This is a genomic window from Streptococcus sp. GMD6S (genome assembly GCF_000297015.1).
Window position 1 is genome coordinate 1 of record NZ_AJRH01000005.1, and the last position, 25350, is coordinate 25350.

At 41.9% G+C, this 25350-nt stretch carries 31 protein-coding genes; 30 read left to right on the plus strand and 1 reads right to left on the minus strand.

Translation table 11 applies throughout. The features are described 5' to 3' along the window. Positions 1 to 33 precede the first annotated feature (33 nt). From rpsU to GMD6S_RS01160, 21 genes are all read left to right on the plus strand, one after another. The gene (rpsU, locus tag GMD6S_RS01060; RefSeq protein ID WP_000048054.1) at positions 34 to 210 is read left to right on the plus strand and encodes a 30S ribosomal protein S21; all 177 of its coding nucleotides are present in this window, start codon (positions 34 to 36) and stop codon (positions 208 to 210) included. 64 nt (positions 211 to 274) lie between these two features. Next, positions 275 to 1237, plus strand: a complete 963-nt coding sequence (locus GMD6S_RS01065) for a hypothetical protein (RefSeq protein ID WP_000666153.1) — start codon at positions 275 to 277, stop codon at positions 1235 to 1237. A gap of 136 nt (positions 1238 to 1373) precedes the next feature. Next, positions 1374 to 2309, plus strand: coding sequence for an HPr(Ser) kinase/phosphatase (hprK, locus tag GMD6S_RS01070; RefSeq protein WP_000115193.1), 936 nt, complete (start codon positions 1374 to 1376; stop codon positions 2307 to 2309). Beyond that, positions 2302 to 3090 (plus strand): prolipoprotein diacylglyceryl transferase, encoded by a 789-nt coding sequence (lgt, locus tag GMD6S_RS01075; RefSeq protein ID WP_000609720.1) that lies wholly within the window; start codon positions 2302 to 2304, stop codon positions 3088 to 3090. Before hprK ends, lgt begins: the two co-directional genes overlap by 8 nt. Continuing rightward, positions 3091 to 3474, plus strand: a complete 384-nt coding sequence (locus GMD6S_RS01080; protein WP_000921582.1) for a DUF948 domain-containing protein — start codon at positions 3091 to 3093, stop codon at positions 3472 to 3474. 15 nt (positions 3475 to 3489) lie between these two features. Then, positions 3490 to 3888 (plus strand): YtxH domain-containing protein, encoded by a 399-nt coding sequence (locus tag GMD6S_RS01085; protein WP_000517371.1) that lies wholly within the window; start codon positions 3490 to 3492, stop codon positions 3886 to 3888. Between the two features lie 72 nt (positions 3889 to 3960). After that, positions 3961 to 5091, plus strand: a complete 1131-nt coding sequence (gene hemW / locus GMD6S_RS01090; RefSeq protein WP_001170089.1) for a radical SAM family heme chaperone HemW — start codon at positions 3961 to 3963, stop codon at positions 5089 to 5091. 4 nt (positions 5092 to 5095) lie between these two features. Then, positions 5096 to 5833 carry an acyl-[acyl-carrier-protein] thioesterase gene (locus GMD6S_RS01095; RefSeq protein WP_000524801.1) on the plus strand — a complete coding sequence of 246 codons (738 nt, stop codon included), beginning with the start codon at positions 5096 to 5098 and terminating at the stop codon, positions 5831 to 5833. A 6-nt stretch (positions 5834 to 5839) separates the two neighbouring features. Further along, positions 5840 to 6613, plus strand: a complete 774-nt coding sequence (locus GMD6S_RS01100; protein WP_000221322.1) for a TIGR01457 family HAD-type hydrolase — start codon at positions 5840 to 5842, stop codon at positions 6611 to 6613. Then, positions 6603 to 7220, plus strand: a complete 618-nt coding sequence (locus GMD6S_RS01105; protein ID WP_000850606.1) for a TIGR01906 family membrane protein — start codon at positions 6603 to 6605, stop codon at positions 7218 to 7220. Before GMD6S_RS01100 ends, GMD6S_RS01105 begins: the two co-directional genes overlap by 11 nt. Positions 7221 to 7440: 220 nt before the next feature. Continuing rightward, entirely contained in the window at positions 7441 to 7842 is a 402-nt protein-coding gene (locus tag GMD6S_RS01110) for a Spx/MgsR family RNA polymerase-binding regulatory protein (RefSeq protein ID WP_000631261.1), read from the plus strand. Continuing rightward, entirely contained in the window at positions 7843 to 8121 is a 279-nt protein-coding gene (locus tag GMD6S_RS01115) for a UPF0223 family protein (protein WP_001041966.1), read from the plus strand. It abuts the gene before it with no gap. After that, entirely contained in the window at positions 8111 to 8884 is a 774-nt protein-coding gene (locus GMD6S_RS01120; RefSeq protein ID WP_000850026.1) for an inositol monophosphatase family protein, read from the plus strand. The genes GMD6S_RS01115 and GMD6S_RS01120 overlap by 11 nt, the downstream gene beginning before the upstream one ends. Then, positions 8885 to 10189 carry an RsmF rRNA methyltransferase first C-terminal domain-containing protein gene (locus GMD6S_RS01125; protein WP_001160235.1) on the plus strand — a complete coding sequence of 435 codons (1305 nt, stop codon included), beginning with the start codon at positions 8885 to 8887 and terminating at the stop codon, positions 10187 to 10189. A gap of 210 nt (positions 10190 to 10399) precedes the next feature. Continuing rightward, entirely contained in the window at positions 10400 to 11278 is an 879-nt protein-coding gene (locus tag GMD6S_RS01130; RefSeq protein WP_000746359.1) for a phosphate ABC transporter substrate-binding protein PstS, read from the plus strand. Further along, positions 11278 to 12195 carry a phosphate ABC transporter permease subunit PstC gene (gene pstC, locus GMD6S_RS01135; RefSeq protein ID WP_001070951.1) on the plus strand — a complete coding sequence of 306 codons (918 nt, stop codon included), beginning with the start codon at positions 11278 to 11280 and terminating at the stop codon, positions 12193 to 12195. The genes GMD6S_RS01130 and pstC overlap by 1 nt, the downstream gene beginning before the upstream one ends. Next, positions 12185 to 13069: a phosphate ABC transporter permease PstA gene (gene pstA / locus GMD6S_RS01140; protein ID WP_000543050.1), complete on the plus strand. Its 885-nt coding sequence runs from the start codon at positions 12185 to 12187 to the stop codon at positions 13067 to 13069. Before pstC ends, pstA begins: the two co-directional genes overlap by 11 nt. Positions 13070 to 13079: 10 nt before the next feature. Further along, positions 13080 to 13883: a phosphate ABC transporter ATP-binding protein PstB gene (pstB, locus tag GMD6S_RS01145; protein WP_000049849.1), complete on the plus strand. Its 804-nt coding sequence runs from the start codon at positions 13080 to 13082 to the stop codon at positions 13881 to 13883. A 12-nt stretch (positions 13884 to 13895) separates the two neighbouring features. Then, positions 13896 to 14654, plus strand: a complete 759-nt coding sequence (gene pstB / locus GMD6S_RS01150; protein WP_001287326.1) for a phosphate ABC transporter ATP-binding protein PstB — start codon at positions 13896 to 13898, stop codon at positions 14652 to 14654. Between the two features lie 11 nt (positions 14655 to 14665). Continuing rightward, a complete protein-coding gene (gene phoU, locus GMD6S_RS01155) occupies positions 14666 to 15319 on the plus strand; it encodes a phosphate signaling complex protein PhoU (RefSeq protein ID WP_000946469.1) in 654 nt (217 codons plus the stop codon). A gap of 157 nt (positions 15320 to 15476) precedes the next feature. Beyond that, positions 15477 to 16292, plus strand: coding sequence for an ABC transporter substrate-binding protein (locus GMD6S_RS01160; protein WP_008292486.1), 816 nt, complete (start codon positions 15477 to 15479; stop codon positions 16290 to 16292). A 19-nt stretch (positions 16293 to 16311) separates the two neighbouring features. Here the strand turns inward: GMD6S_RS01160 and GMD6S_RS01165 are convergent, their stop codons facing one another. Continuing rightward, positions 16312 to 17583, minus strand: coding sequence for an aminotransferase-like domain-containing protein (locus tag GMD6S_RS01165; RefSeq protein WP_000712268.1), 1272 nt, complete (start codon positions 17581 to 17583; stop codon positions 16312 to 16314). A 144-nt stretch (positions 17584 to 17727) separates the two neighbouring features. On the opposite strand from GMD6S_RS01165, the gene budA reads away from it, so the two are divergent. The 9 genes from budA to GMD6S_RS01210 all read left to right on the plus strand — a co-directional run bounded on the left by budA (position 17728) and on the right by GMD6S_RS01210 (position 25339). Beyond that, positions 17728 to 18459, plus strand: a complete 732-nt coding sequence (gene budA, locus GMD6S_RS01170) for an acetolactate decarboxylase (RefSeq protein ID WP_000375405.1) — start codon at positions 17728 to 17730, stop codon at positions 18457 to 18459. A 9-nt stretch (positions 18460 to 18468) separates the two neighbouring features. Further along, positions 18469 to 19221 carry a YhfC family intramembrane metalloprotease gene (locus GMD6S_RS01175; protein WP_000215870.1) on the plus strand — a complete coding sequence of 251 codons (753 nt, stop codon included), beginning with the start codon at positions 18469 to 18471 and terminating at the stop codon, positions 19219 to 19221. 111 nt (positions 19222 to 19332) lie between these two features. Next, entirely contained in the window at positions 19333 to 20238 is a 906-nt protein-coding gene (gene murB / locus GMD6S_RS01180) for a UDP-N-acetylmuramate dehydrogenase (protein WP_000111596.1), read from the plus strand. 159 nt (positions 20239 to 20397) lie between these two features. After that, entirely contained in the window at positions 20398 to 21555 is a 1158-nt protein-coding gene (locus GMD6S_RS01185) for an ABC transporter ATP-binding protein (RefSeq protein ID WP_000742896.1), read from the plus strand. Further along, positions 21536 to 22342, plus strand: a complete 807-nt coding sequence (locus GMD6S_RS01190; protein WP_000754123.1) for an ABC transporter permease — start codon at positions 21536 to 21538, stop codon at positions 22340 to 22342. Before GMD6S_RS01185 ends, GMD6S_RS01190 begins: the two co-directional genes overlap by 20 nt. Continuing rightward, positions 22339 to 23112, plus strand: coding sequence for an ABC transporter permease (locus GMD6S_RS01195; RefSeq protein ID WP_000712722.1), 774 nt, complete (start codon positions 22339 to 22341; stop codon positions 23110 to 23112). Before GMD6S_RS01190 ends, GMD6S_RS01195 begins: the two co-directional genes overlap by 4 nt. Beyond that, positions 23109 to 24179, plus strand: coding sequence for an ABC transporter substrate-binding protein (locus GMD6S_RS01200; RefSeq protein ID WP_000737945.1), 1071 nt, complete (start codon positions 23109 to 23111; stop codon positions 24177 to 24179). The genes GMD6S_RS01195 and GMD6S_RS01200 overlap by 4 nt, the downstream gene beginning before the upstream one ends. A gap of 148 nt (positions 24180 to 24327) precedes the next feature. Next, the gene (locus GMD6S_RS01205; RefSeq protein ID WP_000704103.1) at positions 24328 to 24579 is read left to right on the plus strand and encodes a hypothetical protein; all 252 of its coding nucleotides are present in this window, start codon (positions 24328 to 24330) and stop codon (positions 24577 to 24579) included. A 274-nt stretch (positions 24580 to 24853) separates the two neighbouring features. Next, positions 24854 to 25339 carry an LURP-one-related/scramblase family protein gene (locus GMD6S_RS01210; protein WP_000847084.1) on the plus strand — a complete coding sequence of 162 codons (486 nt, stop codon included), beginning with the start codon at positions 24854 to 24856 and terminating at the stop codon, positions 25337 to 25339. Positions 25340 to 25350: the final 11 nt, after the last annotated feature.

The window sequence follows — 25350 nt, forward strand, 5'->3', positions numbered from 1 at the left end:
GAATAGATCTTGAACTTGAAGGGAGTGAAAAAAATGTCTAAAACAGTAGTACGTAAGAATGAATCTCTTGACGATGCACTTCGTCGTTTCAAACGTGCGGTTACTAAAGCTGGTACTCTTCAAGAAACACGCAAACGTGAATTCTATGAAAAACCTTCTGTAAAACGTAAACGTAAATCAGAAGCAGCTCGTAAACGTAAAAAATTCTAATTTGAAATGAAAGGCTAGACTTATCTAGTCTTTTTTTGCATAGTATTTAGAGGAACAAATTCTTATGAAAGAGTATATAAAAGAATATCAAAAGATGCGTGAAAATCACTTGGAAGATTGGGGTTATTGTGCTGATCCGATAGATTGGAAGGAATTTGAAGAGTCAAACCAAAGAATTTTTGAAAAGTATTTAACCGATTCAAAAGTATTGTCTGACAAGGTTTTAAGGGTTAAATTGTACAGTAGCTTATTGCTAGATGATATTAAATATTTTGCTTATTATGCTGCGTTTTTAGGTGGGGATTATACACAGTTAAACAATGCGCTATGGCAAACAGGAAGAACCGAGCTGCTGAGAGGCGGTTTGTTGGCAAGTGGAACCATTTATACAGATGGAATTTTGAAAGGCTTGATTACCTCTTTTGCTTGTAACGATTTTTCAGTCATTCCATCATTCATCCCCAAAGATTTACCCTTGTTGAAAGGAACCTATTATCCAGAAAATGTGATGAATCTTTTATACGCTCTTTATTATCAAGATGAAGAAAGATTATCCGAGTCTCTCTTGCGTGCACAACAGTTTTTAGAGAAGAAAAAACGAACTGGTATGGAAGAATTTTCTGTTCGGTATTTTATAAGTTTGGCAAGAAAAGATGCAGTTGCATTAAGTGAGTCCTTACAAAACTTATGTCAAGCTTATCAGAGGCGAGGTTACCCCTATGAAAAGATTGATAAGTGCTTTGCGGATGAGATTCATGGTCTATATCGTTTGGTACGATTTTTTGACCATTCCTTGTTCGAAGAAGTCAGTATGCCATCTCATAAGACTTTTTTGAAGGAGTTTGAAGAATGGCAAGTCCAAAATCAGTTCCCAAAAGGTCAACAGTTCTATACCTATCCTCAAGATATGGCTGATGCAAATAGAATATTAACAAAAGGTCTTCCAAGGATTTACTTAGCAAAATCTGGAAGGGATTTGGTGATAGATGTTGACCGATTTGCAGTAGATTTGTCTCGGTTAATTTGAAGGAGTACGAAAAGACTTCCTAGCCAAATCTTTCCCCAAGAAACATCAAATAAATACTGTAAATCCTGCAAAAAAAGGAAACTTCCAACTACAATTTGATATAATAGTAAGGAGAACTCGATTGAAGGAGGAAATTATGTCGGTTTTAGTAAGAGAAGTAATTGAAAAGCTCAGACTGGATATTGTATACGGCGAAGGCGAATTGCTTGAAAAAGAAATCAACACAGCGGACATTACGAGACCTGGTCTTGAAATGACGGGCTATTTTGATTACTACACTCCAGAACGGATCCAGCTTTTGGGGATGAAGGAGTGGTCCTATTTGGTTAGTATGCCTTCTCAAAACCGTTATCAAGTTTTGAAAAAAATGTTTCTGCCAGAAACACCAGCGGTCATCGTAGCCCGTGGCTTGGTAGTTCCAGAAGAAATGTTGAAGGCTGCTAGAGAATGTAAAATTGCGATTTTGACCAGTCGAACAGCAACCAGCCGTTTGTCTGGAGAGTTATCTAGTTATCTTGATTCCCGTTTAGCTAAACGTACCAGTGTACATGGTGTCTTGATGGATATCTATGGTATGGGAGTCTTGATCCAAGGGGATAGTGGTATCGGTAAGAGTGAGACAGGTCTTGAACTCGTGAAGCGTGGCCATCGTCTAGTAGCGGATGACCGTGTCGATATTTATTCTAAGGATGAGATGACTCTTTGGGGAGAACCTGCTGAAATCTTAAGGCATCTACTTGAAATTCGTGGAGTTGGGATTATCGATGTTATGAGTCTCTATGGAGCAAGCGCTGTAAAAGATTCTTCACAAGTTCAGCTGGCTGTCTATTTGGAAAATTACGATACCCATAAGACTTTTGACCGTCTAGGAAACAATGCCGAAGAATTAGAAGTTTCTGGTGTAGCTATTCCACGTATCCGCATCCCGGTAAAAACAGGACGCAATATCTCTGTTGTTATTGAGGCGGCAGCAATGAACTATCGTGCTAAGGAAATGGGCTTTGATGCAACGCGTTTATTTGAAGAACGTTTGACAAATCTGATCGCTCAAAATGAGGTGAAACATGATTAATCCAGTTGCATTTGAAATCGGACCTTTTTCCATTCGTTGGTATGCCCTATGTATTGTGGCAGGCTTGGTCTTAGCAGTCTATCTTGCCATGAAAGAAGCTCCTAAGAAGAAGATTTTGTCAGATGACATTCTAGATTTTATCTTAATTGCCTTTCCTATTGCAATTTTAGGTGCCAGACTTTACTATGTACTCTTCCGCTTAGATTACTATCTGCAAAATCCAGGTGATGTGATTGCCATCTGGAATGGTGGTTTGGCCATTTATGGTGGTTTGATAGCAGGAGCTATTGTACTTTATATCTTTGCGGATAGAAAACTCATCAATACTTGGGACTTTCTAGATATTGCGGCGCCGAGCGTTCTGATTGCCCAAAGTTTAGGCCGCTGGGGGAACTTCTTTAACCAAGAAGCCTACGGTGCAGCGGTAGATAATCTGGATTATTTGCCAGGCTTTATCCGTGACCAGATGTACATTGAGGGGAGCTATCGTCAACCAACCTTCTTATATGAGTCGGTTTGGAATCTGATCGGTTTTGTTTTGATTCTGATTTTTAGACGAAAATTAAAGGGAATCAGACGTGGTCATATCACTGCTTTCTACTTGATTTGGTATGGCTTTGGACGTATGATCATCGAAGGTATGCGGACAGACAGCCTCATGTTCTTTGGCCTGCGAGTTTCCCAATGGTTATCAGTTGTCCTTATCGGACTCGGTATTTTTATCATACTTTATCAAAATCGAAAGAAAGCCCCTTTCTATCAGAATGAGGAGGAAAAATAAATGTTAAAAGTTGCATATATACTTGTAGCGATTGCTTTAATTGTCTGTTTAGTTTATTTGACAATCACGATTCAAAAAGCAGGTCGTATGATTGATGAGACAGAGAAAACCATCAAAACGTTGAGCTCGGATGTGGACGTTACCTTGCATCAGACCAATGAATTGTTGGCTAAGGTCAATGTGTTAGCAGACGATATCAATATCAAAGTTGCGACGATCGACCCACTCTTTACCGCTGTAGCAGACTTATCTGAGTCAGTATCTGACCTCAATAGTCAAGCGCGTGTCTTGAGTAAGAAAGCTTCATCAGCTGGATCAAAAACACTTAAGACGGGTGCTGGATTATCTGCACTCCGTGTCGCAAGTAAATTTTTCAAAAAATAAAAAAGGAGAAATCTCATGGGAAAACTATCCTCTATCCTTTTAGGAACCGTTTCAGGTGCAGCTCTGGCCTTGTTCTTAACCAGTGACAAGGGCAAGCAAGTTTGCAGTCAAGCTCAAGATTTTCTAGATGATTTGAGAGAAGATCCAGAATATGCCAAAGAGCAAGTCTGTGAGAAATTGACAGAAGTGAAGGAACAAGCAACGGACTTTGTGCTGAAAACAAAGGAACAAGTAGAATCTGGTGAAATCACTTTTGACAGTGTCCTTGATCAAGCCAAAACATGTGCTCGACAAGCTACAGAAGCGTCAAAGGAAACCTTTAACAATCTCAAGGAGCAGTGGCAAGACCAGTCAACAACTCCAGATATCGTAGAAGACGAAGAAGAGATTATTATTGATATTACAGAAGAATAAAACATCACCATCTCTGGTTCTGGAGATGGTGATTTTTATCTGGAAAGCAGTCTTTGTGGTATAATAAATACTATGCAGAAAAAACCAACATCAGCCTATGTGCATATTCCCTTTTGCACACAGATTTGTTATTATTGTGACTTTTCAAAGGTGTTTATCAAGAATCAACCAGTAGATAGTTATTTGGAGCATCTGCTAGAAGAGTTTCGTTCTTATGATATCCAAAAATTGCGAACCCTCTACATTGGAGGTGGGACGCCAACGGCTTTGTCCGCTCCGCAATTAGAAGTGCTCTTGGATGGCTTGACTAAAAACTTGGACTTGTCAGTTTTGGAAGAGTTGACCATTGAGGCCAATCCAGGAGATTTGGACGAGGATAAGATTGCGGTTTTGAAACAGTCGCCAGTCAATCGTGTCTCTCTAGGTGTGCAGACCTTTGATGACAAAATGCTGAAAAAGATTGGGCGCAGTCATTTGGAAAAGGATATTTATGAGAATATCGACCGGCTCAAACTGGCTGGTTTTGACAATATCTCCATCGACTTGATCTACGCTCTTCCAGGTCAGACCATGGAACAGGTCAAGGATAATGTAGCTAAGGCTATCTCGCTTGATATTCCTCATATGAGTCTTTATAGCTTGATTTTGGAAAACCATACGGTCTTTATGAACCGTATGCGACGTGGGAAATTGCCCCTGCCCAAGGAAGAGTTAGAAGCAGAGATGTTTGAGTACATCATTGCAGAACTGGAGCGAGCTGGTTTTGAGCATTATGAGATTTCAAATTTTTCCAAGCCTGGCTTTGAAAGTCGTCACAATCTCATGTACTGGGACAATGCTGAGTACTATGGTATCGGTGCAGGAGCGTCAGGTTATGTGAACGGAGTTCGTTATAAAAATCACGGACCTATCCGCCATTATCTAGGCGCAGTAGAGGCAGGAAATGCTCGGATAACTGAAGAACACCTGACTCAAAAGGAGCAGATGGAAGAAGAAATGTTTTTGGGACTCCGCAAGAAATCTGGGGTTTCTATGGCGCGATTTGAGGAAAAATTTGGACGGTCCTTTGATGAACTATATGGAAAAATCATTAGAGAATTGGTTCAACAAGGTCTTATGCAAATCGATGGTGATCGAGTCCGAATGACAAAGAGGGGTCTCTTTTTAGGAGACACTGTAGCAGAACGATTTATTTTGGAGTAGAACGATGGGCTTAACTTATCAGATGAAAATGAAAATTCCTTTTGATATGGCGGACATGAACGGTCATATCAAGTTGCCAGATGTGATTTTGCTGTCCCTGCAAGTATCAGGTATGCAATCGATTGAGCTGGGAGTCAGTGACAAGGACGTCTTGGAACGCTACAATCTGGTCTGGATTATCACGGATTATGAGATTGACGTGGTACGTTTGCCTCGCTTTGCTGAGGAGATTACGATTGAAACGGAAGCCTTGAGTTACAATCGTCTCTTTTGCTATCGTCGCTTCACTCTCTACGATGAAGCAGGTCAAGAAATGATTCACATGTTGGCAACCTTTGTTCTCATGGACCGCAATAGTCGGAAAGTTCATGGAGTCGAGCCTGAGATTGTTGCGCCTTACCAGTCTGAGTTTGATAAAAAACTGATCCGTGGGCCGAAGTATGCAAATCTAGAAGATCCTATCAGTAAAGACTACCATGTTCGTTTTTACGATTTGGATATGAATGGTCATGTCAATAATAGTAAATACCTAGATTGGATTTTTGAGGTCATGGGGGCCGATTTTCTAACCAACTATATTCCAAAGAAAATCAATCTCAAGTATGTCAAAGAAGTGCGGCCAGGTGGCATGATTGCCTCAGCTTATGAACTCAAGGGACTAGAAAGCAAGCATCAGATTATCAGTGATGGTGAGATCAATGCCCAAGCTATGATTACTTGGCAAGAAATAAAAAAGGACTAAAGAGAGATGACATATAAAGGTTATTTAATTGATTTAGACGGAACCATTTACAAGGGAAAAGACCGGATTCCAGCGGGGGAGGCTTTTGTGCATGAATTGCAAAAGCGAGAAATTCCTTATCTCTTTGTAACCAACAATACAACACGCACTCCAGAGAGTGTTCAAGAGATGTTGGCTCAGAATTTTAATATCAACACGCCTCTATCAACGGTTTACACAGCGACTTTGGCAACCATCGACTATATGAATGACTTGGGACTGGAAAAGACAGTCTATGTCATCGGAGAAGCAGGACTCAAGGATGCCATTCAGGCAGCTGGTTATGTCGAAGACAAGGAAAATCCAGCCTATGTGGTCGTTGGACTGGACTGGCAAGTCGATTATGAAAAATTTGCGACGGCGACTCTAGCCATTCAAAAGGGGGCTCACTTTATCGGAACCAACCCTGACCTCAATATCCCGACGGAACGTGGTCTCTTGCCTGGTGCTGGTTCACTAATTACACTTCTTGAAGTAGCAACACGGGTCAAACCAGTTTATATCGGAAAACCAAATGCGATCATTATGGACAAGGCAGTTGAGCACTTGGATTTGAAAAGAGAAGAGTTGCTCATGGTTGGGGACAATTACCTGACGGATATCCGAGCAGGGATTGACAATGGCATTCCAACGCTCTTGGTGACGACAGGTTTTACCAAAGCAGAAGAAGTGGCGGACTTGCCAATTGCACCAACTCATGTAGTTTCTAGCCTTGCGGAGTGGAATTTCGATGAAAACTAAACTGACCTTTTGGGGAAGTATGCTCTTTTTCCTCTCCCTTTCTATCCTACTGACCATTTATCTGGCATGGATTTTCTATCCTTTGGAAATTGAGTGGCTGAACTTAGCGAATCGAGTCTATCTAAAGCCCGAAACCATTCAGTACAATTTTCATATCTTAATGAATTACCTGACCAATCCCTTTAGTCAGGTCTTGGAGATGCCAGATTTTCGTTCATCAGCTGCAGGTTTACACCATTTTGCGGTGGTGAAAAATCTCTTCCACTTGGTTCAGCTAGTCACTTTGGTGACACTTCCAAGTTTCTATTTCTTTGTTAGAAAGATTGTGAAAAAAGGATTTCTACCTCTATATCGTAAAAGTATTCTGACTTTAGTGCTATTGCCTCTAGTCATTGGCCTTGTAGGAGTGTTAATTGGTTTTGAGCAATTCTTTACTCTTTTCCATCAGATTCTCTTTGTGGGAGATGATACCTGGCTTTTTGATCCAGCAAAGGATCCCGTTATTTGGATTTTGCCAGAGACTTTCTTTCTCCATGCCTTTTTACTTTTCTTTGCTTTGTATGAAGGAATGTTTAGTTTCCTTTTTGTTAAAGCTTCAAGGAAATAGTGGAAAAAGTTCTGTATTTTTAATAAAAAACGAGAGAAGTTGCTCTACTCCCTATTTATTGTTAGGTTATCCTAAAGATAAACTTGCAAAGCAGGAGATTTTTGCAGAAAACAGTCTATTTTCTATGAAAAAATAGGCTTTTTTTCTAAAAATACCTAGTCAAGCGCTTTATTTTTTTGTATAATAGAAATAGCAAGTATAGATAAAAGAAGAGAAAAGCATGATTACACTATTTTTATCGCCGAGTTGTACATCATGTCGTAAGGCAAAGGCTTGGTTAGAGACGCATAAAGTGCCCTTTCAAGAGCATAATATTATGACTAGTCCTTTAACAAGAAAAGAATTACAACATATTCTTTCCTTGACCGAAAATGGTACTGATGACATCATTTCAACTCGTTCAAAAATTTTTCAAAAATTGGATATTGATGTAGAGAGTATCTCGGTATCGGAGTTGCTTCAGTTGATTGAGCAATATCCTAGTCTTTTGCGTCGCCCAATTATTATAGATACCAAACGCATGCAGATCGGTTTTAATGAAGATGAGATTCGTGCTTTTCTCCCTCGTAGTTACCGTAAACAAGAATTGAAAGAAGCAACATTGAGAGCTGGTATTGGATAGATGAACAAACAGTATAGTTACCCACTAGATTTGTCGTGGAGCACTGAAGAACTTGCTTCAGTGCTTTCTTTTTTTAATGATGTTGAAGCTGCTTATGAAGATAAGGTAGAAGCAAAAAAACTGCTAGAGTCTTACAAGGAATTCAAATTGGTCGTGCCAAGCAAGAGTGAAGAGAAACGTTTGGGACGAGAATTTGAAACAGTTAGTGGTTATTCGCTTTACCGAGCAGTTCAGGCTGCCAAGGAAAAAAGAGAAGGGAAGATTTCTCTTGAAAACTAAATTTGAATTTGCCAAACAGATTGTGAAGGAAGCTGCTGCCTATATTTTGGCTCACATGAAAGAAGATTTGCAGGTTGAGCGCAAGTCTTCCCCTACTGACTTGGTGACGCGTTTGGACAAGGAGGTCCAGGAACTCTTGGTTGAACGGATCAAGTACTCCTATCCTGAGGACTTGATTTGCGCGGAAGAGGGTTGTTTACGTGCTGCAGTCGGTCAAGGTTCCGTTTGGGTGATTGATCCCATTGACGGTACCAATAACTTTGTCGCTCAGCAGGAAGATTTTGCCGTGATGTTGGCTTATTTTGAAAATGGGGTTGGCAAATTTGGCATCATCTATGATGTCATGAAAGGTGATTGTTACCATGGTGGTGGTGCCTTTCCTCCTTGCCGCAATAATGAGCCCTTACCGCCTTTTAAAAAGAAACCTCTTCAAGAATTTTTAGTTGCCGGCAACTCAGGTATGTTTGAAAGCAATGAGTGGGGATTGGGTGATTTGGGTCGAGCAGCGTTGGGTGTCCGTGTCTACGGCAGTGCGGCCATTAGTTTTGCCAAGGTTTTATCAGGTCGTCTTCTGACTTATATTACCTATCTGCAGCCATGGGATTACGCTTCGGCCAGTATCTTAGGGGAAAGTCTGGGTTATCGCCTTCTTACGGTATCGGGTGAGCCCGCTGATTTTAAAACGCGTCAGCCTGTCATGATGGTGCCAATCGAGATGCAAGAAGAGATTCAGTCTTATATCTACGAAAGGAAAGAGAACTAAATGCAATTTCCAGAAGGATTTGTTGAAAAATATGAAGCGATACTAGAAGACGAGGCAAGAGACTTTCTTGCCTCTTTTAAACAAGAAGCAGTTTCGGCTTTTCGGGTCAATCCCTTAAAAGAAAGTCAGTTATCGTTTGCAGATGCTATTCCCCATACACCTTGGGGGTATTATGGTAAGGTTTCTGGAAAGTCACCAGAGCATGTGACCGGTCTCGTTTATTCGCAAGAGCCTGCAGCCCAAATGGTGGCCCAGGTGGCTCAACCAAGTCCTGGTATGAAGGTCTTAGACTTGGCGGCAGCACCAGGTGGAAAATCCACTCAACTAGCAGCTTATCTGGCTAATCAAGGAGTCCTTGTCTCCAACGAAATTTCAAGTAAGCGTGCTAAGATTTTAGTGGAAAATATGGAGCGATTTGGAGCGACAAACGTTGTCGTGACCAATGAGTCTGCTGATCGCTTGGCCAAGATTTTTAAAGGTTACTTTGATGTGATTGTCCTTGATGCACCTTGCTCGGGTGAAGGAATGTTTCGTAAGCAGCCAGATGCCGTGGATTATTGGAGTACCGATTATCCTAGCCAATGTGCCAGTCTCCAAAGAGAAATTTTAGAAGATGCAGTGAGCATGCTTGCAGAAGGTGGCCGTTTAGTCTATTCGACCTGTACTTGGGCACCTGAGGAAAATGAAGAAATCGTCCACTGGTTGCTGGATACTTATGAATTTGAATTGCTTCCAGTTGAGCATGTGAACGGTATGGTAGCAGGAATTGATCTTCCTGAAACGTCTCGAATGTACCCTCATCATTTCAAGGGAGAAGGCCAGTTTGTTGCCCACCTGCAGTTTAAGGGACAAAATCCAGCACCTAAATTCAAAGCTAGCAAGAGCAATCTCAGTCGTGAACAACTGGCCTTGTGGCATGATTTTGCCCAAAAACACTTGCAGATCAATCTAACTGGTATCTTGCAGACTTTTGGAGATCAGCTCTATCTCTTGCCAGAGATGCTACCGGATCTAGGCAAACTCAAAATTGCCCGAAATGGACTTCATCTGGGGACTTTTAAAAAGAAACGCTTTGAACCAAGCTTTGCTCTGGGATTAGCCTTGAAACCAAGCCAAGTACTTCAAAGTGTCGAAATCAATGATGAGGACTTTGTAAAATATGTAGCTGGCGAGACTGTTCAATTGTCTGAAGCTCGACCAAATGGATGGTACCAAGTTGTGGTTCAAGGAAACGGATTAGGCTTTGCCAAGGTAACGGGAAATGTTTTGAAAAATTATTATCCAAAAGGACTCAGATTCAGGTGAAAAAGCTAGTCAAAGAGCCTATTCTATGTTATAGTGGAAGTATGAGTTTTTTCTGATAGTCTTTCATTATTACTTATATTATACGATGGAATTGTCCGCTCCTAAGAATGACTAGATAAAATAAAGCGGGACAATCATTGATGATAATTGGATGATCAGGACAAACGGAAGAAATCAGAACATTTATCATTATGTTCAAGGAGAATAACAGTGAAAAAAAGAAAAAAGCTCGTCATGTCTCTTGCAGCTCTTTTGATGGCAGGTTCTCTAGCAGGATGTGCTAGCTGGATTGATCGTGGAGAATCCATGACAGCCGTTGGTTCAACTGCTCTTCAGCCTCTTGTCGAAGCGGCAGCAGATGAATTCGGTTCTAGAAACATCGGAAAAACAGTTAATGTTCAAGGTGGAGGATCGGGTACAGGACTTTCCCAAGTCCAGTCTGGAGCAGTTGACATCGGGAACTCTGACGTCTTTGCAGAGGAAAAAGAAGGAATCGATGCTTCAGCCCTAGTAGACCACAAGGTTGCAGTGGCTGGTCTTGCAGTGATTGTAAACAAAGAAGTGGATGTAGAAAATCTCACAACCGAGCAACTTCGCAAAATCTTTACAGGTGAAGTGACCAACTGGAAAGAAGTTGGGGGCAAAGACCTGGCCATTTCAATCATCAACCGAGCAGCAAGTTCTGGTTCAAGAGCGACGTTTGATACGGTCGTTATGAATGGCCAAGCGGCAATGCAGAGCCAAGAACAGGATTCTAACGGGATGGTCAAGTCCATTGTATCCCAAACGCCTGGAGCCATTTCTTACCTGGCTTTTGCCTATGTAGATGACTCCGTGAAAAGCATGAAACTGAATGGGTATGAACCTACGTCTGAAAATGTAACGACCAACAACTGGCCTTTGTGGTCTTATGAACATATGTACACACTTGGTCAACCAAATGACTTAGCTGCTGAATTCCTGAACTTCGTCCTCTCAGATGAAGCCCAAAATGGAATTGTTAAGGGCATGGGCTATATCTCTATCAATGAAATGAAAGTCCAAAAGGATGCTTCAGGTACCGTTACAGCAGTAGAAGGAGGTCAATAATGAATCAAGAAGAATTATCTAAAAAATTACTCTCTCCTTCAAAGAACTCTCGCCTTGAGAAGTTTGGTAAAGGTTTGACCTTCACTTGCCTTTCTTTGATTGTCATCATTGTGGCCATGATTTTGATTTTTGTAGCCCAAAAAGGCTTATCGACCTTCTTTGTCAATGGGGTCAACATCTTTGATTTCCTTTTTGGACAAACTTGGAATCCTTCAGGGAAACAATTTGGTGCCCTTCCGATGATTTTGGGTTCCTTTATTGTGACGATTTTATCAGCCCTCATCGCAACACCCTTTGCTATTGGTGCTGCAGTCTTTATGACAGAAGTATCACCAAAGGGTGCAAAGATTTTGCAACCGGCCATTGAACTCCTCGTCGGTATTCCTTCAGTCGTCTATGGATTTATCGGTTTGCAAGTTGTGGTGCCTTTTGTCCGTAGCGTCTTTGGTGGAACTGGTTTTGGGATCTTGTCAGGGATTTTCGTTCTCTTTGTCATGATCCTACCAACTGTAACCTTTATGACAACAGACAGCTTGCGTGCTGTTCCTCGTCATTACCGTGAAGCCAGTTTAGCTATGGGAGCCACTCGTTGGCAAACCATCTGGCGTGTGACCTTGAAAGCAGCACGTTCAGGTATTTTCACTGCAGTGGTCTTTGGGATGGCGCGTGCCTTCGGTGAAGCCCTTGCTATTCAGATGGTGGTCGGAAACTCAGCAGTTATCCCAACCTCGCTAACAACACCAGCTGCGACCTTGACATCTGTATTGACTATGGGTATCGGAAATACCGTCATGGGAACGGTTGATAATAACGTTCTCTGGTCATTGGCCTTAGTATTGCTCTTGATGAGTTTGGCCTTTAACAGTGTGATTAAATTGATTACGAAAGAAAGAGGAAAGAAAAACTATGCACGCTAAGAAATTAGATAAACTTGCAACAGCTGTCCTCTACACCATCGCGGGTATCATCGTGGCCATCTTGGCATCCTTGATTCTCTATATCTTGGTGAGAGGGTTACCGCATATCTCTTGGTCTTTCTTGACTGGGAAATCCTCCTCTTATCAAGCAGGTGGGGGTATCGGGATTCAGCTCTACAATTCCTTCTTCCTTTTGGTCATTACCTTGATCATTTCTGTTCCCCTGTCTATGGGAGCTGGTGTTTTCCTTGCTGAGTATGCTAAAAAAGGACCTGTGACTAATTTTATTCGTACCTGTATTGAGATTTTGTCTTCTCTACCATCAGTCGTTGTGGGTCTCTTTGGTTACTTGATTTTTGTAGTCCAGTTTGAGTATGGATTTTCAATCATTTCAGGTGCCTTGGCCTTGACGGTCTTTAACCTCCCTCAGATGACTCGAAATGTTGAGGACAGTTTAAAACACGTTCACCATACGCAACGTGAAGCTGGTCTGGCCCTTGGAATTTCTCGTTGGGAGACTGTGGTCCATGTTGTCATTCCAGAGGCACTTCCAGGTATCGTAACGGGTGTTGTCTTGGCATCTGGCCGTATCTTTGGTGAGGCCGCCGCTCTTATCTATACGGCAGGACAATCCGCTCCAGCCCTTGACTGGTCTAATTGGAATATCCTTAGTGTTACCAGTCCTATCTCAATCTTCCGTCAAGCAGAAACCTTGGCTGTCCACATTTGGAAGGTCAACAGTGAAGGAACCATTCCTGATGCTACCATTGTATCTGCTGGTTCTGCTGCCGTGCTCCTCATCTTTATCTTGATTTTTAACTTTGGAGCACGCAAACTCGGAAGCTATTTACACAAGAAATTAACCGCTGCCTAAAGGAGAAGCCATGTCAAAATATAACTGGGATGAAAAACATATCATCACTTTCCCTGAAGAAAAAGTGGCCCTCTCTACTAAGGATTTACATGTTTACTATGGTAAAAATGAATCCATCAAGGGCATCGATATGCAATTTGAAAAAAATAAAATCACGGCCTTGATTGGTCCTTCTGGATCAGGAAAATCTACCTATCTTCGCAGTCTCAATCGGATGAATGATACCATTGATATTGCCAAGGTCACAGGCCAAATCCTCTACCGAGGGATTGACGTTAATCGTCCAGAAATCAACGTCTATGAGATGCGCAAGCATATCGGAATGGTCTTTCAACGTCCAAATCCATTTGCCAAGTCTATTTACCACAACATCACTTTTGCTCATGAACGTGCAGGTGTTAAGGATAAGAAAGTACTTGATGAAATTGTAGAAACCTCTCTAAGACAGGCTGCCCTTTGGGATCAGGTCAAAGACGACCTCCACAAATCAGCCTTAATGCTTTCTGGAGGTCAGCAACAACGTCTCTGTATCGCTCGCGCTATCTCTGTTAAGCCAGATATCCTCTTGATGGATGAACCGGCGTCAGCCTTGGATCCGATTGCGACAGCCCAGCTGGAAGAAACCATGTTGGAATTGAAGAAGGACTTTACCATCATCATCGTTACCCACAGTATGCAACAGGCTGCGCGTGCAAGTGACTACACAGGATTTTTCTACTTGGGTGACTTGATTGAGTATGATAAGACATCCAATATTTTCCAAAATGCTAAGTTACAGTCAACAAATGATTATGTAACGGGACACTTTGGTTAGAAAGGAAACGGTATGTCAGAAGCGATTTTACAGGTCTCAGACCTGTCCGTTTATTACAATAAAAAGAAGGCCTTGAATAGTGTTTCCCTTTCTTTCCAACCTAAGGAAATAACGGCCTTGATAGGTCCATCTGGATCAGGAAAGTCCACCCTACTCAAAGCCATCAACCGCATGGGCGATCTAAATCCTGAGGTGACTACAACTGGATCAGTGGTCTATAATGGTCACAATATCTACAGCCCCCGTACCGATACGGTTGAATTGCGTAAGGAAATTGGTATGGTCTTTCAACAGCCCAATCCCTTCCCTATGTCTATCTACGAAAATGTTGTCTATGGGCTGCGTATCAATGGGGTTAAGGATAAACATGTTTTGGATGAAGCAGTAGAAAAGGCCTTGCAACATGCTTCTATCTGGGATGAAGTAAAGGATCGTTTGCATGATTCGGCCATTGGTCTCTCTGGTGGACAACAACAACGTGTTTGTGTTGCTCGTGTCTTAGCAACCAGTCCGAAAATCATCCTCTTAGATGAACCAACTTCAGCTTTGGATCCTATTTCTGCAGGTAAGATTGAGGAAACCTTGTATGGTCTGAAAGATAAATACACCATGCTCTTGGTAACGCGTTCGATGCAACAAGCCTCACGTATCTCTGATAAAACAGGATTTTTCCTAGATGGGGATTTGATCGAGTTTAATGATACGAAGAAGATGTTCCTAGAGCCACAAAACAAGGAAACAGAAGATTATATTACAGGAAAATTTGGATAAGGAGTTGAATGATGTTACGATCTCAATTTGAAGAAGATTTGGAGAAATTGCACAACCAGTTCTATGCTATGGGACAAGAAGTGCTCTCACAGATCAATCGTACAGTGCGTGCCTTTGTTACGCATGACCGTGATTTGGCAAAAGAAGTCATCGAAGACGATGCAGAAGTAAATGAATATGAAGTGAAGTTGGAAAAGAAATCATTTGAAATGATCGCCCTCCAACAACCTGTTTCGCAAGACCTTCGTACCGTCTTGACCGTTCTCAAGGCAGTGTCAGACGTGGAACGCATGGGAGATCATGCAGTGTCTATCGCTGAGGCGACCATTCGTATGAAGGGGGAGCAACGTATCCCTTCTGTTGAAGAAGAAATCAAAAAGATGGGACGCGACGTGAAAAATTTCGTCGAAGCAGCCCTAGATCTCTATCTCAACGGTTCTGTGGATCAAGCCTACGAAGTAGCGGCGATGGATGAAAAAATCAACCATTACTTTGATAGCATCCGAGATTTGGCAACAGAAGAAATTAGGAAAAATCCTGAAGCTATAGTTACAGGCCGTGATTACTTCCAAGTCATTTCTTTCTTGGAACGTATTGGAGACTACGCAAAAAATATCTGTGAATGGGTTGTTTACTTTGAAACAGGTAAGATTGTCGAATTATAAGAAACGGTTTAAATATACAGAAGAAAAGGCTGATTAAAATAAATCAGTCTTCTTTTTTATGAAAAGAATTGTTTTACAATCAAAATCTCTAAAAGGGTTGACAACTATTTTTAAAAGAGTTATAATTATTCAGAATTAACAGAAAGGTCGTTTATTTATGAAGTTTAAGAAATGGATATTAGTTGTGTGTAGTATGCTTGCCAGCATGATTTTAGTAGCTTGCCAGTCAGGAACGGATAGTTCCCAGTCTGCTGTGGATGCTATCAAACAAAAAGGGAAGCTAGTTGTGGCGACTAGCCCAGACTATGCGCCGTTTGAATTCCAAGTCTTGGTAGATGGTAAAAACCAAGTGGTTGGTGCAGATATTGATATGGCTCAAGCAATTGCAGACGAGCTTGGGGTTAAACTTGAAATCTCTAGCATGAGTTTTGACAATGTCTTGACCAGTCTTCAAACTGGAAAGGCTGACTTGGCTATTGCAGGTATTAGTGCTACAGATGAGAGAAAGGAAGTCTTTGACTTTTCAATCCCTTACTATGAAAACAAAATGAGCTTCTTGGTTAGAAAAGCCGATTTAGACAAATACAAGGATATTTCAAGCCTCGCAAGTGCCAATATCGCAGCTCAAAAGGGAACTGTGCCAGAAACCATGGTCAAGGAACAATTGCCAAATGCCCAGTTGACATCCTTGACCAATATGGGGGAAGCAGTCAATGAATTGCAGGCTGGAAAAGTGGATGCTGTTCATATGGATGAACCAGTTGCTCTTAGCTACGCAGGTAAAAACTCAGACCTTGTTGTTGCATCTGTTAACTTGACGATGAAAGATGGCGAAGCCAATGCTGTTGCTATCAAGAAGGATCAGTCAGACTTGAAAGCTGTAGTCGATAAGGTTATCCAAAAACTAAAAGATGACGGAACCTATCAAACTTATCTTGAAAAGGCTGCGAAACTAACAGAAGTTGAACAATAAGAAAAAGCAGAGTTGGACTTTAATCCAATTCTGCTTTTATGTATTCTAATAGCTCTTCTAGATTTTCGAGAGAGACTTTGGCGAACTGATAAGGGCAGGTGTCCAAATAAGCCTTCTCAAAAAAGTCTAGTTTGAGTGAGCTGTGTTTCAAACTGGCAATCTTAGGATAGTGTCTCAAATCAAGGAGAAGACCATCGTGTAGAGGATAGTGGGGCAAGGGACAGGTGTTTCCTTCAAGCATTTTTTTTATCCGAGCCTGATAGTTTTCCTGAAGGGTCAGTCTGGCCAGTCGATTTTTTTCAAATAACTGGCTATCGATGTAAAGAGAAAGAGCCTTTTGCATGATGAGATTGCTATCATAGTCTAGGATATTTTTGTAGGAAACAAAGGCCTCTTTTAGGGCATTTGGGAGAATGAGGGCGGTAATACGAAGGGCTGGAAAGAGACTGGTTGAGAAGGACTTGATATAAATGACGCGATCCTCAGTATCCAGATAGTGGAAGGTTTGTCCCTTTTTAGAGTCTAAGTCACCTAGATAATCATCCTCGACGATATATACACCATACTGGTTTGCTAGATCCAGAATGGCCCTTTTTTCCTGATCAGAATAGGAATGGCCAAGAGGATAGTGGAAACGAGGAATGGTATAGAAAAACTTGATTTTCCCAGATTTAAACTGTTCTTCCAGTTCTTCAAGGTCAATGCCATCAATACGGCGTTCAATGGTCTGGTAGGCCAATCCCTGAGCGACCAAGAGGCGATTCATCCGGTGGTAGGTCGGCTGTTCGACCAAAATCTCCTCTCCCTGGCTCGGAAAGTTAATCTGAGAAAGGATAAAGAGAGCTTGCTGGGTGCCAGAAGTTAGAACCAGTTGATCGGGTTTACAGTAGAGGGCTTGGTCAAAGAGGAGTTGATGGACAGATTGTCTGAGTTCCTCAAGACCTTCTTGGTTGTCATAGTAGTTGAAGAGGTAGTTTTCTCGGCCTATCAGGGTTTCGTTGACGCAGAGTCGGAAGTCGTCATAGGCACTGGCATGTTCGTCAGTGACTTCGATTTCCAAGTCTTGGTGCTGTCCTTGTTCCAGAACATAGTAGCCACTTTGGGGTTTGGCATAGAGGTATTGTTCATGGCGTAATTCCAGCAGGGCTCGTTGGATAGTGTCCTTGCTACAGTGGAAGTCTTGGCTCAGTTGACGGATAGAGGGAAGTCGGCTACCTGTTGGAAATTTTCCTGATTCGATACCTTTTTTGAGAAAGGAAACGACTGCTTGGTATTTACTTTCTTTCTTCATTCCAGACCTCCGTTGATTTTGTTACATTGTACCTTTTTTTTGCCTCCTTTGCAATGGGAAAAGCATTCCCCCTTTCACAACTAGGAGCAAATGTGGTATACTTAGAAAGTATGATGATTCATTGAAAAGAAGATAAGAAAGAGAATGGATAGAAAAGTGCAGGAACCGGTAAAATTATTTCAATACAATACTCTGGGTGCTCTAATGGCAGGTCTCTATGGTGGAACCATGACAGTGGGAGAATTGCTGGAACATGGTGACCTTGGTTTGGGAACCCTTGATTCGATTGATGGGGAGTTGATTGTCCTTGATGGCAAGGCTTATCAAGCCAAGGGATCTGGTCAAACGCCTGAAATCGTTGAGGTGGCAGCGGATGCTCTAATTCCCTATGCAGCAGTAGTTCCTCATCAGGCAGAAGTGATTTTTCGTCAGCGCTTTGAGATGACGGACAAGGAATTGGAAAAACGAATTGAGTCCTACTATGATGGGGAAAATCTTTTTCGTTCCATCAAGATTCATGGCGAATTTTCACAAATGCATGTGCGGATGATTCCTAAATCCACACCTGATACCAAGTTTGCTGATGTCGCGACACACCAACCTGAATATAGCCGTGAAAATGTATCGGGAACCATTGTTGGATTTTGGACACCGGAGATTTTCCATGGGGTGAGTGTTGCAGGCTACCATTTGCATTTTATCTCAGATGATTTGACCTTTGGTGGGCATGTGATGGACTTTGTTATCAAAGAAGGAATGATTGAGGTTGGGGCAGTCGACCAGTTGGACCAACGTTTTCCAGTCCAAGATCGCCAGTATTTATTTGCCAAATTTAACGTTGACGAGATGAAGAAAGATATTGATAAGTCAGAATAGGAGAAAAAGATGACAGTACATATTATCCTCACCATGATCGCTTTAGTTCTCATTCTAGTAGGTGGAACTTGGTATGCCAAAAAACGGTTTAAAATCTCTCTTGCAGTGATGGGCTTGGGGGCAATCGCATTTTTTGTTTCTTCTCAAGTGTTAGAGAAGATGGTTCACCTTCTGATACTCCATCCGCAAAAAGATGGAACCATTCCGCTTATGCAGGAGCAGCCTTTCTTATACGTCCTTTATGGGATTACCATGGCTGCCCTCTTTGAGGAAACAGCTCGTCTTGTCTTTTTTAAATGGTTGGAGAAAAAAAGAAAGCTAGAAGATCGAGATGCTTTGGCTTATGGTTTGGGACATGGGGGCTTGGAGATGCTCTATCTCGGAATGGGAAGCTTGATCAGTTTGTTGATTCTCTTTTCACTCATCCAGTCTTCAAATACTGATGTAGCCAATCTCCTTCCAAAGTCTACACTTGAAACGGTCCAGTCTCTTTCTGTATGGCAGGTTTATTTACTAGGAGTTGAACGTGTGCTTGCCTTAGTTTTCCAAATCGGTCTTTCCATCTGGGTCTATCAAAGTGTCCGTCAAAAGAAATGGATCTACCTCCTTGCTGCCTATGGTTTGCATGCCTTGTTTGACTTGGCTCCAGCCTTATCTCAGGTAGGCTGGATTGTAAACCCGCTTCTAGTTGAGTTCATTCTTCTCGTAGAGCTTATAGCCTTTATCTGGCTAACCAAATTTACATTTTGGAAAAAATCATAAAAAGAGGGGTGACCTCTTTTTTTATGTAATGATAAAACAAGCTCTTTTTATGGTCGTCAAATGTCTCTAAAAATGGTATAATGGAATGAATTTTGAAAAAGGAAGAGTGACATGTCAGTAAAAGAAAAAATGCTTGAAATCCTAGAAGGAATCGATATTCGTTTTAAAGAACCCTTGAAGACCTATACCTATACCAGGGTAGGAGGTCGAGCGGATTATCTAGTTTTGCCACGAAATCGCTATGAGATGGCTCGTGTCGTCCAATTTGCCAATCAAGAAAATATTCCTTGGATGGTGCTTGGGAATGCCAGCAATATCATCGTTCGTGAAGGTGGAATCCGTGGTTTTGTCATCTTGTGTGATAAGCTTAATAACGTTTCGGTTGATGGCTATACCATCGAAGCGGAAGCAGGAGCGAACTTGATCGAAACAACACGTATTGCCCTCCGTCATAGTTTGACTGGTTTTGAGTTTGCTTGTGGGATTCCTGGAAGCATCGGAGGAGCTGTCTTTATGAATGCGGGAGCCTATGGAGGAGAGATTGCTCATATCTTGCAGTCTTGTCAAATTTTGACCAAGGAAGGGGAAATCGAGACCTTATCTGCCAAGAATTTGGCTTTTGGTTACCGCCATTCAGCTATTCAGGATTCTGGGGCTGTTGTTTTGTCAGCTAAATTTGCCCTAGCTCCAGGAAATCACCAGGTTATCAAGCAAGAAATGGACCGCTTGACGCACCTACGTGAACTCAAACAACCATTAGAATACCCATCTTGTGGTTCAGTCTTTAAGCGTCCAGTTGGGCATTTTGCAGGACAGCTGATTTCAGAAGCTGGCTTGAAAGGCTATCGTATCGGTGGTGTGGAAGTATCTGAAAAGCATGCCGGTTTCATGATCAATGTTGCTGACGGAACGGCCAAAGACTACGAAGACTTGATCCAATCTGTTATCGAAAAAGTCAAGGAACACTCAGGTGTCACCCTTGAGAGAGAAGTCCGAATCTTGGGTGAGAAGGAATAAGGTTGGGGTAGAAAAGTTGCTGCTATAACCATTGTAAAGGGGGTGAAAGCCTATCGTTAGTGAAAATGTATGTAGGCAGTTTAATCTCCTACACGAGGTAGTAGCGGCCTGACAGAGCCCTGATCTGTTAATTTATGAAAAAGAAGGAATTTATGACAATTGAAAAAACCAATTATTGAATTCAAAAACGTCTCTAAAGTTTTTGAAGACAGCAACACCAAGGTTCTCAAAGATATCAACTTTGAGTTGGAAGAAGGGAAATTCTACACCCTTCTAGGCGCATCTGGTTCAGGGAAATCAACCATCCTAAACATTATTGCAGGTTTACTGGATGCGACGACTGGAGATATTTTGCTGGACGGTGTTCGTATCAACGACATCCCAACCAACAAACGAGACGTCCATACGGTCTTCCAATCCTATGCCTTGTTTCCACATATGAATGTGTTTGAAAATGTTGCCTTTCCGCTCCGCTTGCGCAAGATTGACAAGAAAGAAATCGAGAAACGCGTAGCGGAAGTTCTCAAGATGGTTCAGTTGGAAGGTTACGAAAAACGTTCCATTCGTAAACTCTCTGGAGGACAACGTCAGCGTGTGGCTATTGCCCGTGCTATCATCAACCAACCCCGTGTGGTTTTGTTGGATGAACCTTTATCAGCGCTGGACTTGAAATTAAGAACAGACATGCAGTACGAACTGCGTGAACTGCAACAACGATTGGGCATTACCTTTGTTTTTGTCACTCACGATCAGGAAGAAGCGCTTGCCATGAGTGACTGGATTTTCGTTATGAATGATGGCGAGATTGTCCAGTCTGGAACACCTGTGGATATCTACGATGAGCCGATTAACCATTTTGTTGCAACCTTTATCGGTGAGTCAAATATCTTGCCAGGAACCATGATTGAGGACTACTTGGTTGAGTTTAACGGCAAACGCTTTGAAGCGGTCGATGGTGGGATGAAGCCAAATGAACCTGTTGAGGTCGTGATTCGTCCAGAGGACTTGCGGATTACCCTTCCTGAAGAAGGCAAGCTCCAAGTTAAGGTCGATACCCAGCTCTTCCGTGGGGTTCACTATGAAATTATCGCCTATGACGAACTTGGAAATGAATGGATGATCCACTCAACCCGTAAGGCCATTGTTGGTGAGGAAATCGGTCTGGACTTTGAACCAGAAGATATCCACATCATGCGTCTCAACGAAACCGAAGAAGAGTTCGATGCTCGTATCGAAGAATACGTAGAAATCGAAGAGCAAGAAGCAGGTCTGATTAACGCGATCGAGGAGGAAAGAGATGAAGAAAACAACCTCTAAACTCTTTGTAGTGCCCTATATGCTTTGGATTGTCCTCTTTGTCCTCGCACCCTTGGTCTTGATTTTCGGTCAATCCTTTTTCAACATTGAAGGGCAGTTTAGTTTAGAAAACTATAAATCTTACTTTGCGTCACAAAACTTGACCTACCTCAAAATGAGCTTCAACTCTGTGCTCTATGCTGGGATTGTAACTCTAGTGACACTTCTTATCAGCTATCCAACAGCCCTCTTTTTGACTCGTCTCAAGCACCGTCAACTCTGGCTCATGCTGATTATCTTGCCGACATGGATCAATCTCCTCCTCAAGGCCTATGCCTTTATAGGAATTTTTGGTCAGAATGGGTCTATTAACCAATTCTTGGAATTTATCGGAATCGGTTCGCAACAGTTGCTCTTTACGGATTTCTCCTTTATTTTTGTCGCAAGCTACATCGAGCTTCCCTTTATGATTTTGCCGATTTTCAATGTCTTGGATGATATGGATAACAATCTCATCAATGCCAGCTATGACCTCGGTGCGACCAAGTGGGAAACTTTCCGCCACGTTATCTTCCCTCTGTCTATGAACGGGGTGCGAAGCGGAGTCCAATCTGTCTTTATCCCGAGTTTGAGTCTCTTCATGTTGACCCGTTTAATTGGTGGGAACCGAGTGATTACTTTGGGGACTGCCATCGAGCAGAACTTCCTGACCAATGATAACTACGGTATGGGGTCAACTATCGGTGTTGTTCTTATCCTAACCATGTTTATCACCATGTGGGTGACTAAGGAAAGGAGAGAACGATGAAAAAATTTGCCAATCTCTACCTAGCCTTTGTCTTCATCATCCTATATTTGCCAATCTTTTACTTGATTGGCTATGCCTTTAATGCAGGGGATGATATGAACAGCTTTACAGGCTTTAGCTTGAGCCATTTTCAAACCATGTTTGGTGATGGTCGTCTCATGTTAATCCTCACCCAAACCTTTTTCTTGGCCTTTCTATCAGCCTTGATTGCGACCATTATCGGGACTTTCGGAGCTATCTATATCTACCAGTCTCGTAAGAAATACCAAGAAGCCTTTTTATCACTCAATAATATCCTCATGGTTGCACCCGACGTTATGATTGGTGCCAGCTTCTTGATTCTTTTTACCCAGCTTAAGTTTTCACTTGGATTTTTGACGGTTCTATCTAGTCACGTGGCCTTTTCCATCCCTATCGTGGTCTTGATGGTCTTGCCTCGTCTCAAGGAAATGAATGATGATATGATTCACGCGGCCTATGACCTTGGTGCCAGCCAGTTTCAAATGTTTAAGGAAATCATGCTTCCTTACCTGACACCGTCTATCATTGCAGGTTATTTCATGGCCTTTACCTACTCGCTGGATGACTTTGCCGTGACCTTCTTTGTAACAGGAAATGGCTTTTCGACCCTGTCAGTTGAGATCTACTCCCGTGCTCGGAAGGGGATTTCACTGGAAATCAATGCCCTATCTGCCCTTGTCTTTCTCTTTAGTATTATCCTAGTTGTAGGTTATTACTTTATCTCACGTGAGAAGGAGGAGCAAGCATGAAAAAACTCTATTCATTTTTAGCAGGAATCGTAGCCATTATCCTGATCTTGTGGGGAATTGCGACTCATTTAGATAGTAAAATCAATAGTCGAGATAGTCAAAAATTGGTTATCTACAACTGGGGAGACTATATCGATCCAGAACTCTTGGAGCAATTCACTGAAGAGACAGGAATCCAAGTCCAGTATGAGACCTTTGACTCCAACGAAGCCATGTATACCAAAATCAAGCAGGGTGGAACGACCTACGATATTGCCATCCCGAGTGAGTACATGATCAACAAGATGAAGGATGAAGACCTCTTAGTACCTCTTGATTATTCAAAAATTGAAGGGATTGAAAATATCGGACCAGAGTTCCTCAACCAGTCTTTTGACCCAGGCAATAAATTCTCCATTCCTTACTTCTGGGGAACCTTGGGAATTGTCTACAATGAAACCATGGTAGAGGAGGCGCCTGAGCATTGGGATGACCTCTGGAAGCCAGAGTACAAGGATTCCATCATGCTCTTTGATGGGGCGCGTGAGGTGCTGGGATTCGGACTTAACTCACTTGGTTACAGCCTCAACTCCAAGGATCCTCAGCAGTTGGAAGAGACAGTGGATAAGCTCTATAAACTGACTCCAAATATCAAGGCCATTGTGGCGGACGAGATGAAGGGTTACATGATCCAGAACAATGCTGCTATTGGTGTGACCTTCTCAGGAGAAGCCAGCCAGATGTTGGAGAAAAATCCTAACCTCAAGTATGTCGTTCCGACAGAAGCAAGTAACCTCTGGTTTGATAACATGGTCATTCCAAAAACCGTGAAAAACCAAGATGCGGCCTATGCCTTTATCAACTTTATGTTGAAACCCGAAAATGCTCTCAAAAATGCCGAGTATGTGGGCTATTCAACACCAAACCTACCAGCTAAGGAAATGCTCCCAGAGGAGACCAAGGAAGACAAATCTTTCTATCCAGACGCTGATACCATGAAACACCTAGAAGTTTATGAGAAATTCGACCATAAATGGACAGGCAAATATAGCGATCTCTTCCTACAATTTAAGATGTATCGGAAGTAGAAGTTAGCAGACACGAAACGAATCAGTTAAGCTGGTTCGTTTTTTTAATAGAAGTTAACTTTTACAGCCTTATCTTTTTCTATTCGAGTTGCTTATTTGCTTGCCTAGTAGTATACTAAGTTTATACGAATAGAAAGCGGTAACAAAGATGAAAATATCTACTTTTTTCAAAAAAAGTTATTGGCCAACCTTTTTGATTGTTCAACAAACAGCTATACTAATCCATTTAAAGGATGGCTTGGATAGACAATACCTAACAACGGATTCCATATATTTGGTGATAGGGTACTTTATATTTGTAAATATTTTCGAAGCTATCTTTAGCAATTCAAAACTTTGGGATAAAAGTTGGGATAAAAAGAGTGATAGCAGTAAGAAAAAATATATTCTGAAAAAGTAATCTGAGATGTAGGGAATGGGTCTGATTCAATGGAGATGATTCCCAGTTGACGCAGAACTCAAAAAACGATATAATAAGAAAGTTGAGAATTGATTTTCAGTTGTCTTAGTCCAGAGAATTGGCGGTGCTGCAAGCCATCTAAGCTAGGAAGTCATGCTACTCAATCAGACAATTGCATAAGAATAAGAGAATGACAAGTTCATTGAATGAAGGTGGTACCGCGGTTTTTCGCCCTTCGTGATATGGACTTGTCTTTTGATTTTTGGAGGTGTTTATGAAGACATTTCTTGTCAAACAAAAGTTTCGTCTTGGAGGCGAACGTTTTGATATCAAGGATGACAGAGGAGTAGTGAACTATCAAGTGGAGGGATCTTTCTTCCAAATTCCTAAGACCTTTACCATCTATGACGCCTATGGTGAGCAAGTCAGTGAGATTAGTAAAGAATTTTTCACCTTGCTTCCTCGCTTTACTATTCAGCTACGAAACGGTTCCAATTTCGTTATTCGTAAGAAGTTGACCTTCTTTCGAGATAAGTATGAGTTTGACAATCTGGGGCTTCGTATCGAGGGCAATATCTGGGATTTGAATTTCAAATTGCTGGATGATCGTGACCAAGTGATTGCCGAGATTCGGAAAGAGATTTTCCATTTGACCTCAACTTACACCGTAACCGTCTATGAAGACTCTTATGCAGACCTAGTCATTTCCCTCTGTGTCGCGATTGACTATGTGGAGATGCTGGAAAGCCAATCAAATTAAACAAGTAAATA

Bases quoted from the DNA above. Each gene is read 5' to 3' on its own strand.
- GMD6S_RS01085 (WP_000517371.1), top strand. From the start codon at position 3,490: ATGGGAAAACTATCCTCTATCCTTTTAGGAACCGTTTCAGGTGCAGCT.
- murB (WP_000111596.1), top strand. From the start codon at position 19,333: ATGTCAGTAAAAGAAAAAATGCTTGAAATCCTAGAAGGAATCGATATT.
- GMD6S_RS01175 (WP_000215870.1), top strand. From the start codon at position 18,469: ATGACAGTACATATTATCCTCACCATGATCGCTTTAGTTCTCATTCTA.
- GMD6S_RS01115 (WP_001041966.1), top strand. From the start codon at position 7,843: ATGAACAAACAGTATAGTTACCCACTAGATTTGTCGTGGAGCACTGAA.
- rpsU (WP_000048054.1), top strand. From the start codon at position 34: ATGTCTAAAACAGTAGTACGTAAGAATGAATCTCTTGACGATGCACTT.
- GMD6S_RS01100 (WP_000221322.1), top strand. From the start codon at position 5,840: ATGACATATAAAGGTTATTTAATTGATTTAGACGGAACCATTTACAAG.
- pstA (WP_000543050.1), top strand. From the start codon at position 12,185: ATGCACGCTAAGAAATTAGATAAACTTGCAACAGCTGTCCTCTACACC.
- GMD6S_RS01110 (WP_000631261.1), top strand. From the start codon at position 7,441: ATGATTACACTATTTTTATCGCCGAGTTGTACATCATGTCGTAAGGCA.
- GMD6S_RS01105 (WP_000850606.1), top strand. From the start codon at position 6,603: ATGAAAACTAAACTGACCTTTTGGGGAAGTATGCTCTTTTTCCTCTCC.
- pstC (WP_001070951.1), top strand. From the start codon at position 11,278: ATGAATCAAGAAGAATTATCTAAAAAATTACTCTCTCCTTCAAAGAAC.
- pstB (WP_000049849.1), top strand. From the start codon at position 13,080: ATGTCAAAATATAACTGGGATGAAAAACATATCATCACTTTCCCTGAA.
- phoU (WP_000946469.1), top strand. From the start codon at position 14,666: ATGTTACGATCTCAATTTGAAGAAGATTTGGAGAAATTGCACAACCAG.
- GMD6S_RS01125 (WP_001160235.1), top strand. From the start codon at position 8,885: ATGCAATTTCCAGAAGGATTTGTTGAAAAATATGAAGCGATACTAGAA.
- GMD6S_RS01080 (WP_000921582.1), top strand. From the start codon at position 3,091: ATGTTAAAAGTTGCATATATACTTGTAGCGATTGCTTTAATTGTCTGT.
- GMD6S_RS01165 (WP_000712268.1), bottom strand. From the start codon at position 17,583: ATGAAGAAAGAAAGTAAATACCAAGCAGTCGTTTCCTTTCTCAAAAAA.
- hemW (WP_001170089.1), top strand. From the start codon at position 3,961: ATGCAGAAAAAACCAACATCAGCCTATGTGCATATTCCCTTTTGCACA.
- GMD6S_RS01210 (WP_000847084.1), top strand. From the start codon at position 24,854: ATGAAGACATTTCTTGTCAAACAAAAGTTTCGTCTTGGAGGCGAACGT.
- hprK (WP_000115193.1), top strand. From the start codon at position 1,374: ATGTCGGTTTTAGTAAGAGAAGTAATTGAAAAGCTCAGACTGGATATT.
- budA (WP_000375405.1), top strand. From the start codon at position 17,728: ATGGATAGAAAAGTGCAGGAACCGGTAAAATTATTTCAATACAATACT.
- GMD6S_RS01195 (WP_000712722.1), top strand. From the start codon at position 22,339: ATGAAAAAATTTGCCAATCTCTACCTAGCCTTTGTCTTCATCATCCTA.
- pstB (WP_001287326.1), top strand. From the start codon at position 13,896: ATGTCAGAAGCGATTTTACAGGTCTCAGACCTGTCCGTTTATTACAAT.
- GMD6S_RS01095 (WP_000524801.1), top strand. From the start codon at position 5,096: ATGGGCTTAACTTATCAGATGAAAATGAAAATTCCTTTTGATATGGCG.
- GMD6S_RS01065 (WP_000666153.1), top strand. From the start codon at position 275: ATGAAAGAGTATATAAAAGAATATCAAAAGATGCGTGAAAATCACTTG.
- GMD6S_RS01190 (WP_000754123.1), top strand. From the start codon at position 21,536: ATGAAGAAAACAACCTCTAAACTCTTTGTAGTGCCCTATATGCTTTGG.
- lgt (WP_000609720.1), top strand. From the start codon at position 2,302: ATGATTAATCCAGTTGCATTTGAAATCGGACCTTTTTCCATTCGTTGG.
- GMD6S_RS01205 (WP_000704103.1), top strand. From the start codon at position 24,328: ATGAAAATATCTACTTTTTTCAAAAAAAGTTATTGGCCAACCTTTTTG.
- GMD6S_RS01200 (WP_000737945.1), top strand. From the start codon at position 23,109: ATGAAAAAACTCTATTCATTTTTAGCAGGAATCGTAGCCATTATCCTG.
- GMD6S_RS01160 (WP_008292486.1), top strand. From the start codon at position 15,477: ATGAAGTTTAAGAAATGGATATTAGTTGTGTGTAGTATGCTTGCCAGC.